At 63.7% G+C, this 13,514-nt stretch carries 14 protein-coding genes; 1 reads left to right on the plus strand and 13 read right to left on the minus strand.

Going from position 1 to position 13,514, the window contains the following annotated elements:
• Positions 1-15: 15 nt before the first annotated feature.
• Genes VLJ37_08915 through VLJ37_08945 form a run of 7 tightly spaced genes read right to left on the minus strand, consistent with a single transcriptional unit; the run spans position 16 to position 7,835 of the window.
• On the minus strand, positions 16-999 hold the full coding sequence (locus VLJ37_08915; protein HSA59790.1) for an oligopeptide/dipeptide ABC transporter ATP-binding protein: 984 nt from the start codon (positions 997-999) through the stop codon (positions 16-18).
• A complete protein-coding gene (locus VLJ37_08920; GenBank protein HSA59791.1) occupies positions 996-1,964 on the minus strand; it encodes an ABC transporter ATP-binding protein in 969 nt (322 codons plus the stop codon). The genes VLJ37_08915 and VLJ37_08920 overlap by 4 nt, the downstream gene beginning before the upstream one ends.
• A complete protein-coding gene (locus VLJ37_08925) occupies positions 1,964-2,800 on the minus strand; it encodes an ABC transporter permease (protein ID HSA59792.1) in 837 nt (278 codons plus the stop codon). Before VLJ37_08925 ends, VLJ37_08920 begins: the two co-directional genes overlap by 1 nt.
• Positions 2,797-3,801, minus strand: coding sequence for an ABC transporter permease (locus tag VLJ37_08930; protein HSA59793.1), 1,005 nt, complete (start codon positions 3,799-3,801; stop codon positions 2,797-2,799). Before VLJ37_08930 ends, VLJ37_08925 begins: the two co-directional genes overlap by 4 nt.
• Entirely contained in the window at positions 3,798-5,408 is a 1,611-nt protein-coding gene (locus VLJ37_08935; protein ID HSA59794.1) for a peptide-binding protein, read from the minus strand. Before VLJ37_08935 ends, VLJ37_08930 begins: the two co-directional genes overlap by 4 nt.
• On the minus strand, positions 5,386-6,180 hold the full coding sequence (locus VLJ37_08940) for a hypothetical protein (protein ID HSA59795.1): 795 nt from the start codon (positions 6,178-6,180) through the stop codon (positions 5,386-5,388). The genes VLJ37_08935 and VLJ37_08940 overlap by 23 nt, the downstream gene beginning before the upstream one ends.
• Positions 6,177-7,835: a tetratricopeptide repeat protein gene (locus VLJ37_08945; protein HSA59796.1), complete on the minus strand. Its 1,659-nt coding sequence runs from the start codon at positions 7,833-7,835 to the stop codon at positions 6,177-6,179. Before VLJ37_08945 ends, VLJ37_08940 begins: the two co-directional genes overlap by 4 nt.
• 60 nt (positions 7,836-7,895) lie before the next feature.
• Here VLJ37_08945 and VLJ37_08950 point away from each other — a divergent pair, with 60 nt between their 5' ends.
• Positions 7,896-8,873 (plus strand): biosynthetic peptidoglycan transglycosylase, encoded by a 978-nt coding sequence (locus tag VLJ37_08950; GenBank protein ID HSA59797.1) that lies wholly within the window; start codon positions 7,896-7,898, stop codon positions 8,871-8,873.
• On the opposite strand, the gene VLJ37_08955 is transcribed toward VLJ37_08950, so the two are convergent.
• The 6 genes from VLJ37_08955 to xseA are packed head-to-tail and all read right to left on the minus strand — an operon-like array spanning position 8,830 to position 13,506.
• Positions 8,830-9,576: a TlyA family RNA methyltransferase gene (locus VLJ37_08955; protein HSA59798.1), complete on the minus strand. Its 747-nt coding sequence runs from the start codon at positions 9,574-9,576 to the stop codon at positions 8,830-8,832. The two genes, VLJ37_08950 and VLJ37_08955, sit on opposite strands and share 44 nt — an antisense overlap.
• Entirely contained in the window at positions 9,573-10,778 is a 1,206-nt protein-coding gene (locus VLJ37_08960; GenBank protein ID HSA59799.1) for a RuBisCO large subunit C-terminal-like domain-containing protein, read from the minus strand. The genes VLJ37_08955 and VLJ37_08960 overlap by 4 nt, the downstream gene beginning before the upstream one ends.
• Entirely contained in the window at positions 10,775-11,200 is a 426-nt protein-coding gene (locus VLJ37_08965; protein HSA59800.1) for a secondary thiamine-phosphate synthase enzyme YjbQ, read from the minus strand. Before VLJ37_08965 ends, VLJ37_08960 begins: the two co-directional genes overlap by 4 nt.
• Complete coding sequence (locus tag VLJ37_08970; protein HSA59801.1) at positions 11,200-12,105, minus strand: farnesyl diphosphate synthase; 906 nt, start codon at positions 12,103-12,105, stop codon at positions 11,200-11,202. The genes VLJ37_08965 and VLJ37_08970 overlap by 1 nt, the downstream gene beginning before the upstream one ends.
• Positions 12,102-12,326, minus strand: coding sequence for an exodeoxyribonuclease VII small subunit (locus tag VLJ37_08975; protein ID HSA59802.1), 225 nt, complete (start codon positions 12,324-12,326; stop codon positions 12,102-12,104). Before VLJ37_08975 ends, VLJ37_08970 begins: the two co-directional genes overlap by 4 nt.
• Positions 12,307-13,506 carry an exodeoxyribonuclease VII large subunit gene (xseA, locus tag VLJ37_08980; protein HSA59803.1) on the minus strand — a complete coding sequence of 400 codons (1,200 nt, stop codon included), beginning with the start codon at positions 13,504-13,506 and terminating at the stop codon, positions 12,307-12,309. The genes VLJ37_08975 and xseA overlap by 20 nt, the downstream gene beginning before the upstream one ends.
• Positions 13,507-13,514 lie beyond the last annotated feature (8 nt).

Raw genomic sequence — 13,514 nt, forward strand, 5'->3', positions numbered from 1 at the left:
GTTTGTCCTCGCTCCCTAGATTGTGTTGATCTTTTCCACAAGATGACACGCCGCCCAATGATTTTTTTTCCACTCTTTGAGTTCAGGCTCCTCGGTCTTGCACCGCGCCTCCGCGAACGGGCACCGGGTATGAAAAGAACACCCCGGCGGAGGGTTCATGGGCGACGGGATTTCTCCCGGTAAAACGATGTGTTTGGCCTTCCGGCGCCGTGGATCCGGCACGGGCACTGCGGCGATCAAGGCCTGCGAGTAGGGATGCAACGGACGGTCCATCGCCTCGCGCGGACCGGTTTCGACGATCTTGCCCAGATACATCACGGCGACCCGGTGGCTTAAGTATTTCACCATCTTGAGGTCGTGCGAGATGAAGAGATAGCTCATGCCGTACTTCTGCTGGAGGTCTTGGAGCAGGTTCACGATCTGCGCGGACACGGAGACGTCCAGCGCCGAGACGGGCTCATCGGCGACGATGAGCCTCGGTTTCAAGGCGATCGCACGCGCGATGCCGATCCTCTGCCGCTGGCCGCCCGAAAACTCGTGCGGGTAGCGGTCGTAGGCGTCCCGCGCTAGGCCCACTTGCTCGAAGAGGTCGCCGACGCGGGACCGTTTGTCCCGGCGCGAGACCTGCCGGTGGATCACCAAGGGCTCGGCGACGATCTCTCCCGCCTTCATGCGCGGATTCAGGGAGGAGTAAGGGTCCTGAAAGATCATCTGGATCTTCCGCCTGTGGGGGCGCAGCCCCCTTCCTTTAAGCTTCGCGATGTCTATTTGCTCGAATACGATCCCTCCGGCATCCGGCTCGATGAGACGCGCCACCATCCGCGCGACGGTTGTTTTTCCGCAGCCGGATTCCCCCACGAGCCCCAGGGTCTCGCCCGCCCCGATGGAAAAACTCACCCCGGAAACCGCATGAACAAAGGCCTTCGCGCGCGAAAAAACGCCGCCCCTCACGGGAAAGAGCTTGATCAGGCCGACCGTCTTCAAGAGTTCCTGGCTCATGACCCCCCGTAGGGATAAAAGCAGCGCGCCCCGTTTTCCAAGGGCGGCTCCTCCGACCGGCACCGCGCCTGGACCCGTTCGCAACGGTCTTGATAGGCGCAGCCCCGCGGCAATCTCGAAAGGTCGGGGACCGAACCCGGGATCGTCTGCAGCCGCCCCTTCGTCTCCAGCGTGGGCAAGGCATGGAGCAGGGCCCTGGTATAAGGATGGCGTGGCTTGGCGAAGAGATCCGCGGTCGCCCCCTCCTCCACCACGCGGCCGGCGTACATGACGGCCACGCGATCCACCGTCTCGGCGATGATCCCCAGGTCGTGCGTGATCAGGATGACCGCCATCCCGAGCCGTTCCCGCAATTCCCGCAGGAGATCCAAGACCTGGGCCTGGATCGTCACGTCCAGGGCCGTCGTCGGCTCGTCCGCGATCAGCAGCGCGGGCCGGCACGAGAGCGCCATGGCGATCATCGCCCGCTGGCGCATGCCGCCCGAGAGCTCGTGCGGATAGGCCCGGGCCGCGCGCTCGGGGTCCGGCACGCGCACGAGCGAAAGGGACTCGAAGACCTTGTCCCGCCGCTCGGCCTTGGAAAGACCTTTTTGATGAAGCGCCACCGCCTCCTCGATCTGGTCGCCGATCGTAAAGACGGGGTTCAGGCTCGTCATGGGCTCTTGAAAGATCATCGCAATCACGCCGCCGCGGACGTCGCGCAAATTTTCGACGGGCAGGGACAAGAGGTCGGCCGCCTCCCCCTTCTGCCGCAGAAGGACCTTTCCCCCCACGATCCGTCCCGGTTCGGAGACGAGCCGGAGCACGGACATCGCCGTCACCGACTTGCCGCTCCCCGACTCGCCGACGATCCCGAGCGTCCCGCCTTCCGGAACCTCGAGGCTCACGCCGTCGACCGCCTTCACCACGCCGGCGGACGTGAAGAAGTGGGTCTTCAGGCCTTCGATTTTCAATAACGCATTCATCAAATCTTCATCCGCGGATCGATCGCGTCCCGCAAGCCTTCTCCTACCAAATTGTAGGCGGTAATGCTTATGAAAATGGCGAGCCCGGGGAAAAACGCCAGCCACCAGGCGATGTCCATGAAGTCCCGCGACTGCGAGAGGATCTCGCCCCAGGACGGCGTCGGCGGCTGGACGCCGAACCCCAAAAACGACAGGCTCGATTCGATAAGAATCGACGACGCGACGCCGAAGGTGGCCGAGACGAAGACGGGCGCCAGGCTGTTGGGCAGGATGTGGCGGAAGATGATCCGGGCGTTCCCCGCCCCGACGATCTTGCCCGCCATCACGAAGTCCTGCTTCCTCAGTTTGAGAAACTCGCCCCGCACGAGGCGGGCGATGCCCGGCCAGCTCGTGAGCCCGATCACGATCATGATGTTGACGAGCGACGGACCGATGAACGCGAGCACGGCGAGGATGAGGAAAAAGGTCGGAAAGCAGATCATGACCTCGATGGCGCGCGAAACGACGACGTCCACCCAGCCTCCGAAGTAACCCGCCAAGGCCCCCAAGAGGACGCCGATGGCGACGTAGAGGGCGACGGAGATCAGCCCCACCGTCAGCGAGATGCGGGTGCCGAAAACCATCCGGGCCCAGATATCCCTCCCCTCCTCGTCCGTGCCCAGCCAGTGGGCCGCGGAGGGCGGCTTGAGAATCGAGCCCAGGTCGTAGGCGGTCGGGGAATGGGCGCTGAGGTGGGGCGCGAGGGCCGCGACGGCGAAGAGAACGAGGACGAACGCGAGGCCCGCGACGGCCATCCTGTTTTTGGAGAACTGCTGCCAGATGAATCTAAGGTTCATATTTTTTCGAAGCTGATCCTCGGATCCACGAACACATATAAAATATCGCTGATCAGGAGACTCACGAGCGTCAGGAGCGCCTCGATCGCCGCGATCGCCATCACGGTCGGATAATCGCGGGACAAGACCGCCTCGAAGCCCAGATTGCCCATGCCCGGGATCGAAAAGATCTGCTCCACGATGACGCTCCCGCCGATCATCGCGGGGAGGAGCGTGCCCACCAGCGTGATGAACGGGATGAGGGCGTTCCGGAGGGCGTGCTTGAAGACGACCGTCCGCTCCGGAACCCCCTTGGCGCGCGCCGTCCGGATGTAGTCCTGGCGGATCACCTCCAGGATCTGGGCCCGGGAGAACCGCGAGAGAAAGGCGAGCCCCCCATACGTCAAGACGGTCACCGGAAGGACGAGGTGCCAGACCACGTCCCCGATCCGGCCCCACCACGGGAGCTGTCCGTGCCCGATGGCGGTGAGCCCCACGATGGGGAAGAGATCCAGGTAATCGCCTCCGCCCAAATAAATGATGAGAAGCATGGCGACCCAGAAGGACGGGAGCGAGTACAGGAGAAAAAGACCGAGCGTCATCACGCGGTCCCAAAGGCTCGACGGATGCAAGGCGGAGTAGATCCCCAACGGGACCGAGATGAGATAGACGATGAGGATCGAGAGGACGTTCAGAAGGAGCGTCACGGGCAGGGCGTCCTTGATCTTGTCCAGGACCGGCCGGTGGTCCTTGTAGGAGTCCCCGAAGTCGAGCGTCACGATCCGCTTGAGCCAGCGCCCGTACTGGACGTGGAACGGCTGGTCGAGGCCGTAGAGTTTTTTCGTCGCCTCGATGACCTCCCGCGACACCGACTCCGCCTTGATCCCCTCCCCGCCCAGCTGCTGGATCTTGAGGGAGACGGGATTGCCGGGCGCGAGCTGGATGATGAGGAACGTGACGAGCGTGATCCCCAGGAAGGTCGGGATGATGAGCAAGAACCGTTTAAGAAGATAAGTCGTCATGGCTCGGCGACAAACCCCTTATTCACCTTCCACTCCAGCGTGTCCATCCCCGCCGGGTAGACCTTCACGTTTTCGAAACGCTTGTGCAGGGCCACGAGGTTCGGGCTGCTGAAGAGAAAGGTGTAGGGCTGGGACTCCGCGATGATCGCGTGGAGGCGCCGGTACATCGCCTCCCGCTTGTCCCGGTCGAACTCGACCCGGCCCTCCTCGATCAGGCGGTCCGCTTCTTCGTTTTGGAACCCCACGAAGTTGGACCCCTTCTCCGTCTGGGTGGAATGCCAGACTTGATAAGGGTCCTGGTCGATGCCGAAGGTCCAGGAGAGGGTCACCGCGTCGAACTGACGATCGTCCAGGTTCTTGATGAACACGGCCCATTCGATCTTTCGGATCTCCATGTCGATCCCGACCTTCTTCAGGTCTTCCTTCAAGATGCTCGCGAGCCGCTCGGCGAACCGCCGCCCGGAGGGGATCAGGAACTCGAACCGGAACGCCCTGCCGTCCTTGTCCAGAAGTCCGTCCCCGTCGGTGTCTTTCCATCCGGCCCCGGCGAGGAGTTTTCTCGCGGCCTCCGGATCATAAGGAAGGGGCGAAATGGCCTGGTCGTAGGATTTCGACTCAAAATAAAAAGGGCCGGAGACGACGCGGCCCAGCCCGAAATTGAGCTCCTCCAAAATGGCGTACCGGTTGACCAGCATCGTCATCGCCTTTCGGACGCGCGCGTCGGAAAAGAACGGGCGCCGCATGTTCCAGCCGATGAAGCTGTAGCTCGGCGTATAGAACTGGTACTTGTTGAAGAGCTTCTTGAAATGCGGCGTGTCCGTCTGCCTCACCCACTGGATGGGCCGGAGTCCCGCGAAGTCGAGCTCGCCCTTCTTCAAGATCTGCAGGGCCACCGTGTCTTCGGCGACGATCTCGAAGCTGATCTTCTTGATGTCCGGCACTTTCGCGATTTCCGGGCCCACGGAACGGCCCCAATATTCCTCGTTCCGCTCGAGAACGATCTTCTTGCCGGTCTCCCAGGAGACGAATTTGTAAGGGCCGTTGCCCACCGGGGCGCGATTCAGATGATGTTTGTTAAAGTCCTCGCCGTTGTCGAAGAGATGCTTGGGAACGATCGGAATCCCGCCGGAGAATTCGAGGGCCAGAAAATACGGCTTCTTGTAGGTGAAGCGGACCGTGAGGTCGTCGATCTTCTCGACCTTTTCGAGGTCCTGGTAATAGACGCGCAGGTGCGGGGCGTCGACCTTCGGGTCCATGATGCGTTCGTAGGAGTAGACGACGTCGTCCGCTGTGACCGGATGACCGTCCTGCCAACGGATGCCGGGCCTGATGTAGAACGTAAACTTGAGCTTGTCGGGCGAGACCTCCCAGCGCTCGGCCATCTTGGGCTTCCACTCGAGCGTCTGGTTGTCGCGCTCGATCAGCGAGTCGTAGAGGAAGCCCTCGATCCGCGAGGCGTAGGCGTCGGTCGAGGTGATGGGGTTCAGCAGGTCCGGCTCGGCGCCCAGGTGCCAGACGAGGGTCTCGGGGTCCTTGGGCACCGTCACGGCACAGGCGCCGAAGCCGATCAGGATGACAAAAATGTTAATCCGAAACAGGTTCCGCATCTTTGGGTATCTTCAATTCAAACAGTTTCGCGTCGATCTTCGGATTGATCTCGATCTCCTTGAAACCGACCTCGATCCGGGCCTTGGGAGCGCCCGCCGCCGTCTCCCAGAACCGCGCGGTCATCCGGTCGGCGAACCAGAACGGGCGGTCCTCATGCACATAGGCCGTAAACGCCACGCGGTAAACGGGCCGGTCCCGCCCGTCCGTCACCGTGTACTCGAGGGGGAGGCAACTGCCGTCCTGACACTCCACGATGGCCGTCAGGCCGCCGCCCGTGACGACGTAGCGCCCGCCCTTCCCCATGCGGACGATCAACCCATCATCGCCGCCTCCGAGCGGCACTTCACCGAGGAGGATTCCGACGACCGTCTCCGGAGGAAGACCCACCAGAAGATAACGTCCGAAGGTCTCGGGTGTGGCCGCGCCCTCGAAGTAACGCCGGTCCACGGGCCAAACGATCCTCAGCGTCCGGCCGTCGGTGGCCATCTGCGACTGATACAGCCCGAAGTCGGCCAATCCGTCGATCCGCAACCGGTCCGGTCCCTGCACCGCAAAGGCCGTCTCGCCGCGCGTTCCAAAAAGCGCAGACCCGTAGCGAACCGTCGCCAAGCCCCTGAGCGAATGGAGCGACTCGTTCCGCTCGCGCAGGGAGGCCAGGACCCGGGTGCGAACGTCTTCGGACACGGGTCCGCCGCGCGGGACGGCGCCGCGCGTGCCCGCGCATCCGCTCCAGCAGAGGACCAGCAGCGGCAGCCACGCCCAGCGCTTCACGCGCCCAGCCCCGAAATCTTTTGCCTCACCCTTTCCAGTTCCTTCGCCGCCTCCGCGTCGTCCTTTCCCTTCTTTTGAAGGAGGGCCGCAGCCTCCCGAAAATACTTGAGCGCCTTGCCGCGATCGCCCTTCTTCAACCAGACGTCTCCCAGGTGTTCGGTGATGGTCGGTTCATTCGGCACCATCCCGTAGGCCCGCTGGATGGCGGAAAGCGCCAGCTCCCACTCCCCGCGGCGGAAATGCACCCAGCCCAGACTGTCGGTGATGAATCCGTCGCCCGGTTTGAGCGCGACGGCCTTTTTCAAGAGCTCCAGGGCCTCGTCCAGGTTCTCGCCCCGGTCGGCGTAGGAGTAGCCCAGGTAGTTCAGGGCGCTGGCGTTCTGCGGGTTGAGCTTCAACACTTCGCGCATCGCGCTCACCATGTCGGGAAAGCGGCCGGCCTTGTCGTAAGCCATCCCCAGGTTGTACCAGAGGGACTCCTTCTCCGGGCTCTTCTTCAGGCCGCGGCGGAGGACGTCGATCGCGGGGCCGTATTCCCCCCGGTCGCGGTGGATCTCCGCCAGGTACTCGTAGAACGGCCCGACGGCGGGCTTCCGCCGGATGGCGTCCTCCATGATCTCCTGGGCGCCCGCGGCGTCGCCCTTGCGGAGCTTCAAGAAGGCCATGTGCAACCGGGCGTCCTTGTAGAAGGTCGAAGCCGGCAGGATTTTTTCGAACTCCGCCCTCGCCTCGTCGTCGTGCTTGAGGTTCTCCTCGATGACGCCCATGTAATAGATGATGCGCTCGTCGCCGGGATATTCGCGGAGCACGTCCCGGAATTTCTCGACGGCGCGATCGTACTGTTTCTGCTCGTAGTAAATGATGGCAGTCTTGAGCTTCAAGTTGGCGTCGCCGGGCGCGAGCGATTCGAGCCGGCCGAAGGTTTCCAGCGCCTTTTTCTCGTCCTTCCTCTCGACGTAAATCTCCGCCAGGGCGGAAAGGGCCTTGACGTTGGACGGGTCGATCTCGATCACACGCTCATAGGCGGCGACGGCTTTCGCCGCGTTCTTGATGAAGTTCTGATAGAGCCATGCCTCGTAAAAGACGGGCAGGACGTTGTCCGCGTCCTGTCTCTGCCAGGACTGGGTGAGGCTCAGGGCCGCGCCCGGTTGTTTGTCGGCCACGTAGGTCTCGATCAGCAGCACGTTGGCCTCCTCCGAGGGAGGCAACACGGGATCCGGGCGGAGGGCCTTCTTGTAGGCGCTGATGGCCTCCGCGCGCCGGTCTTGGGATTGGCAAATCTTGCCGAGCAGGACGTTGGCGTCCCGGTCGTCCGGGTCGAACGCCAGCGACTGCCGGACGTCCTCTTCGGCCTTCTTCAAGTCCCCCAGGGCGGCCTCGAGAAAGGCCTTCTTGTACCAAAGCCGGGGCGAGTCGGGGTCCTTTTCGATGGACTCTTCGACGTAGGCGAGCGCCTTGGCGGGACGGTTCCGCCGGGTCTCCATCTCCGCGAGGAGGTAATAATAGGACGCGTCCCTGCCCTTGGGGGCGGCGGCCTCCTTGCGCGATCCCCTCGGGCCGGTCGACGCGCAGCCCGACACGGCGCCGGTCGCCAAGATCGCCAAGATCGCAAAGACCGCCGCGCGGCGTCGCGCTTTGAGAACGAAATCCCCCACCGCCGCAAAGTAACCATAAAAACGGATGATGACAACGACGGTTTGAGCTAGACAAACGGGGTGACGCTCAGGCGGCTCCGGAACGCGGCCCTCCTTTTCGCCGTCCTCGGCGCGGTGATCTTCCCGCTCTGGCTCTGGCTCGCGTCACCCGATCCGTCGGCCCTGGTCCACGCCGATCCCGAAACGACGGGCTTCATCCGGCAACGATGCCCCCAGGGTGGCCCCGGTTGCTCGCCGCGCTGGACGCCCCTCAAGGACATGTCTCCATTCATCCCCCAGGCCGTCGTGCTGGCCGAGGACATCCGGTTCTTCCGCCACGGAGGGCTGGATCTCCAGAACCTCTGGACCGCCTTGACGATCAACTGGAGGAAAGGAACCGTCGTCTGGGGCGGGAGCACCATCACGCAACAGTTGGCGAAGAACCTTTACCTGGGCCCCGAAAAAACGGCGGCGCGGAAGTTCCGGGAGATCGTCCTGACGCTCAAACTCGAAAGAAGCCTCTCGAAGGACCGGATTCTGGAGATCTACCTGAACGTCGCTCAATGGGGTCCCTCGCTCTTCGGGATCGCGAACGCCTCGGAACGTTATTTCGGCAAGACCCCGGCGGAACTGGGACCGCTGGAGGCGAGCTACCTGGCCTCCATCCTCCCCAACCCCGAACACGCCGAGGAGCCGGCCTGGAGGGATAAATTCAGGGAGGCGGGAGTCCGCCTTTTCGACACGCTCTTCAACGACCATCTCTCTTCGATCCGGGAACCACGCCGGCGGGAAACCTGCCGGGACCGTCTGGCGGCGGCAGACGCTCAGCAGCTGGATTACTTGATCGCCAAGGCTTTTGACCGATTCCCCCGGGCCTTAAGGAAGGACGGCGGGGAGGCGATCCCCTTCGAGACTTTTTCCAAGATTCTCTCGCCCGACGAATGGGCGTTGGCGCAGGGCCTTCTCCGCCCCGAAGACCGCGTGTCCGGCGACAGGGCCCTCCTGGCCCTGGTGGTCATCCGTCAGAACGGCCACTGTGCGGACGCCCCAGAAGAATGAGGCATTCGCGATTTCCCTTGGCCCCCTCGATGGGCGACCAGACGCGGCCGGCGGGCGCGAGGCCCAGGGAGGATGCCTCCTTTTCCACCTTCGCCACGGCCTTTTCGCGCAGCTCCTCCGAGCGGACGACGCCCTTCCCCGCCTCTTGGGGCGAGAGCTCGAACTGGGGTTTGACCAGGGCAACGATCCGGCCGCCGACCTTCAGACTCGCCCTGGCCTTGGGCAAGATCTTGGAGAGCGAGATGAACGAGACGTCAATCACGGCCAGATCGACGGGCTCCGGAATGAGCGAAGGGTCGATGTGGCGGAAATTCGTCCTCTCGAAAAGGACGACGCGCGGATCGCGGCGGATCTTGTCGTGGATCTGCCCGTAACCGACGTCGACGGCGTAGACCCTTTTCGCCCCGCGCTGGAGGAGGCAGTCCGTAAACCCGCCGGTCGAGGCGCCGACGTCGAGGCAAACGAGCCCCGAGGCGTCGATCGCGAATTCCTTCAGGGCGTGATCGAGCTTCAAGCCCCCGCGGCCGACGAAGGGGAGTTTCTGCTTCACCTCGATCGCTTCGTCCTCGGAAAGAAGCTGGCCGGATTTTTCGATGCGTCCCCTGGGGGAAGAGACCTCGCCGGCAAGGATCAGGGCCTGGGCCTCATTGCGTGAACCCGCCAATCCCTTCTTCACCAGAAGCTGATCGGCGCGAATCTTCATTTTTTGATCTTGGACCAGGCCTCGCGGAGCGCCGCGGCCCCCGCCGCGGGTCCCTGCGGGTGGCCAAAGACGCCGCGGCCGCAGATGAAGCCGAAGTCAGCGTGGCCGATCTTGGAAAATACCTTCGGCAACGTCTCGGGGGTATCGCTCCCCCCCGGGATCGGGAGGGCCGGAAGGATCGGTCCCCAGGGCTTGAGGCAGGCCTCGATGTTGGCCAGGACCTCCCCGTCCGCGCATCCCATCCTCTCGCCGAAACCCGCGAGGCCGATGATGTCGGCCCCTGCGATCCTTTGAAGCTTGGCCGCAACGAGCGAGCTGACGCCGAAGTTCGGTACCCGCGAAAAGACAGCGGTGCCGGTGAAATGGCTCATGACCGGGACCCTGGCGATCCGCCGTAGGGCCCGCAGGGCGCTGACGCCGGTCATGATCGCGTTGATCATCACCGCGTTGGCCCCGCTTTCGACCGCCTCGTCATGGAGGCGCCAGATGGAATCGACCTCGTCGGTGATGTTGGCGATGTAGATCTTCTTTTCCCCCGTCTCCTTCTCGGCCCGGACCCTCGCCTCGGAGGTCCGGCGCACCCGTTCGGACAGAGGCGACCAGTCCGCGTCCGCGAGCATCTCGTCGTCCTTGGCGATGTCGAGCCCGCCCTTCCAACCCTGATAGGCGATTTCGGCGAATCCGGAGGGCTTGAGCCCGATGTTGGGCTTGACCACGCCGACGAAAAAAGGCCGGCCGGACGCGCCGGACATCCGGCGGAGTCCCGGAAGACCGAACTGCGGGCCTTCAAATTGCTTCAGGAACGACTCCGGGAATTCGAAGTCCGTCCATTTGATGAAGTGAATCCCGGGGCAGTAAAAAGGCCCCTCCCCCGCGGCCGCGGAGAGGAAATTGGGGATGCGGGGACCAAAATTGCGGTGGGGGTGGGCGATGGTGACCTCGTAGGATTTCGCCGTAGCGGCGTCAGGCCTGACGCCCCCACATTCGGTCAACGAGACCACCTTCGCCCCGTGCAACGCCCGAAAATCCTCGTCCCTCCCCGGCCTCGCCCATTGGGCCGTGCTTTGCTCGCAGCACAGGCTGGCGGCGGCGAGCCTGGGGTCGACGCCGGTTTCGAAGACGTATTTGAGAAGGACGTAGTCCTCGAGTTTCAGATCGCGGCGCTCGGCGAAGAATCCGGGGATGTCGCTCTCGGAGATCATGCGGAAAAGACCGTGAGGTGGATTTTGCGCGTGGGCCGGGGCCCGTCGAGCTCGACGGCGAAAACGGACTGCCACGTGCCGAGCTGGAGCTCGCCGCCGGCGATCACGAGCGTCAACTCGCTGGGAATCACGAGCGACAGCAAATGGCTGTGCGCGTTCGGCCGGCCGTCGACCGCGTGCCGGTTGTGCTCGTAGTCGGCCTGGGCGGGGACGAGTTTTTCCAGGAATCGGATCATGTCCCTCTCCAAAAACTCGCACTTTTCGTTGATCACGACGCCCATCGTCGTGTGCCGGCTGGCCGCGATCAAGAGCCCGTCCCGGACGCCACTTTCGGCGGTGAATCGGCGGACCGCCTCCGTCAGATCATGGATCTGCAGGGGGCGTTCGCTTTTGAGGGTGATGGCGGTTTGCTTCAGGGGCATCACGACTTCCGGTTGACGATGAAACGGGCCAACTCGCGCAAGGGGTCGGCCCGCTGATCGAATCCCTTCAAGGCATCGACGGCCTTCTGCATGGCCTCTTGGGCGAGACGCTTGGATTCGGGGAGTCCCAACATCGACGGATACGTCGACTTCTCCTTCCGGGCGTCGCCGCCGGTCGCCTTGCCCATCTCCTCGGCCCCGCCCTCGACGTCCAGGATGTCGTCCGCGATCTGAAAGGCGAGACCGACGTTTTCACCGTAGGCCCGCATGGCGGCCAGCTTCGCGGCGTCTGCTCCGGCCAGCTTGGCCCCGGACGTGACCGACACCAAAATCAGGCAACCGGTCTTGTGACGGTGCACCGTCTCAAGCTCCTGGCGGCTGATCTTCTTCTTCTCGGACTCAAGGTCCAGGACCTGGCCGCCCGCCATGCCCCGCGCCCCGGAGGCCTCGGCGATGTCCCCCGAGATCTCCAGGAGCACCGCGGGATCGGCACCCCCGGCGGACGCCCGGGCGATCATCAGAAAGGCTTCGGTCAGCAGCGAATCGCCGGCCAGGATCGCCATGGCCTCGCCGAAGACCTTGTGGTTGGTCGGCCTCCCGCGGCGCAGGTCGTCGTTGTCCATCGCCGGCAAGTCGTCGTGGATGAGCGAGTAGGTGTGAATGAGTTCCAACGCGGAGGCGACCGCAAGGGCCGCGGGATCGTCGGCCGGCCCTCCGCAGGCCTCGTGGGCGGCCAGGCAGAGAACGGGACGGACGCGTTTTCCTCCGGCGAGAAGGCTGTACCTCATGGCCTCGTAAACGTGCCCGAACTTGGGCTGATCGTCCGCCGAGAGCCTAAAATGCGCGTCCATAAAGGCATCGGTCTTCTTCCGCTTCTCATCCATGTAGGCCTTCAAGGCGATCACTCTTCCACCTCGAAATCCTTGGTCTTCCCGTCCTTCGTGAGGATTTCGACCTTCTTTTGGGCCTCGTTCAAACGCCTTTCGCACGACTTGACGAGCGCCATGCCCTCTTCAAAGACCTTGAGCGAATCCTCCAAGGGCAGATCGCCGTCCTCAAGCTTCTGGACCAGGTCCTCGAGCCTCTGGAGGGACGCCTCGAACTTTTCAGGTTTTGCCGTTGCCACGAGGCCGGGACGCTACTGCAGACAGATCGCCCTCGTAAAGGCGGATTTTGAGGCGGTCGCCGTCCCGGACCTCCCCGGCGCGGCGCAGCGGATGCGAGCCCCCCTCGGGTGTCACCACCGCGTACCCGCGCTCCAAGATCGCCAGGGGATTGAGCGAGGCCAGGTGCTTCTGAACGCCCTTGAGCCCCTCCCGCGCCATCTCAATCCGGTGCTCCACGAGGCCCGTCAGGCGCTCCCGCGAATGGTCGAGCCGCAGGAGAAGCTCGGCGAGCCGCCGGCCGGGGTCGCGGAAGAAGGCCTCCCATCTCTTGAGATGCAGCCTCAAGTTTTCGATCGTCTGGTCGATCGACTGCCTGAGGCGCCGGCCTTTCGCTTCCAGCCCCTCCAAGAGGTCTTCCTTGACGGGCACCGCGAGTTCCGCCGCCGCGGAGGGCGTCGGGGCGCGCATGTCCGCCGTGAAATCGGCGATGGTGAAGTCCGTCTCGTGGCCGACGGCGGAGATGACGGGAATGGGACACTCCGCGATCGCCCTCGCGACGGCCTCCTCATTAAACGCCCACAAATCCTCCATGGACCCGCCCCCGCGGGCGACGATCAGGACGTCCACGTCCCCTCGCGCCCCCATCCGGCGGACGGCCGCGGCGATTTCGGACGCCGCCCCGTCTCCTTGAACGGAAACCGGGTCGAGAAGGATCCGGACGTTGGGACACCGGCGCGTCAGGACGTGGATCATGTCGCGGATGACCGCTCCCGTGGGCGACGTGACGATGCCGATCCTCGAAGGCAGAAACGGGATCGGCCTCTTGCGGGCCTCGTCGAAGAGGCCTTCGTCTTCGAGCTTCTTCTTCAACTGTTCGAAGGCGAGCTGAAGGGCACCCGCGCCCTTCGGCTCCAGGTGGTCGAGAATGACTTGATACTCGCCGCGAGGCTCATAGACGCTGACCCGGCCGAAGGCGAGCACGTGCAGGCCGTTTTCGGGGCGGAACTTGAGTTTCAGGTTCGACCCGCGGAACATCACGGCGCGGATCTGCGATTGCTCGTCTTTCAGGCTGAAATAGAAGTGCCCGGAGGAGGCGGGCTTGAAATTGGAGATCTCCCCCTCGATCCAGACGTCGGAGAATTGATCCTCGAGGAGGGCCTTGATGCCCCGCGTGATCTCGGAAACGGAATAGACTTGCATGACTCGAC

Source organism: bacterium, assembly GCA_035454885.1.
GTDB lineage: Bacteria > UBA10199 > UBA10199 > JACPAL01.

What these genes read in the sequence shown, in the direction of transcription:
- VLJ37_08955 (HSA59798.1), bottom strand. Translation starts at nt 9,576, where the DNA reads ATGAAGATTCGCGCCGATCAGCTTCTGGTGAAGAAGGGATTGGCGGGT.
- VLJ37_08915 (HSA59790.1), bottom strand. Translation starts at nt 999, where the DNA reads ATGAGCCAGGAACTCTTGAAGACGGTCGGCCTGATCAAGCTCTTTCCC.
- xseA (HSA59803.1), bottom strand. Translation starts at nt 13,506, where the DNA reads ATGCAAGTCTATTCCGTTTCCGAGATCACGCGGGGCATCAAGGCCCTC.
- VLJ37_08925 (HSA59792.1), bottom strand. Translation starts at nt 2,800, where the DNA reads ATGAACCTTAGATTCATCTGGCAGCAGTTCTCCAAAAACAGGATGGCC.
- VLJ37_08930 (HSA59793.1), bottom strand. Translation starts at nt 3,801, where the DNA reads ATGACGACTTATCTTCTTAAACGGTTCTTGCTCATCATCCCGACCTTC.
- VLJ37_08935 (HSA59794.1), bottom strand. Translation starts at nt 5,408, where the DNA reads ATGCGGAACCTGTTTCGGATTAACATTTTTGTCATCCTGATCGGCTTC.
- VLJ37_08920 (HSA59791.1), bottom strand. Translation starts at nt 1,964, where the DNA reads ATGAATGCGTTATTGAAAATCGAAGGCCTGAAGACCCACTTCTTCACG.
- VLJ37_08965 (HSA59800.1), bottom strand. Translation starts at nt 11,200, where the DNA reads ATGCCCCTGAAGCAAACCGCCATCACCCTCAAAAGCGAACGCCCCCTG.
- VLJ37_08960 (HSA59799.1), bottom strand. Translation starts at nt 10,778, where the DNA reads ATGATCTCCGAGAGCGACATCCCCGGATTCTTCGCCGAGCGCCGCGAT.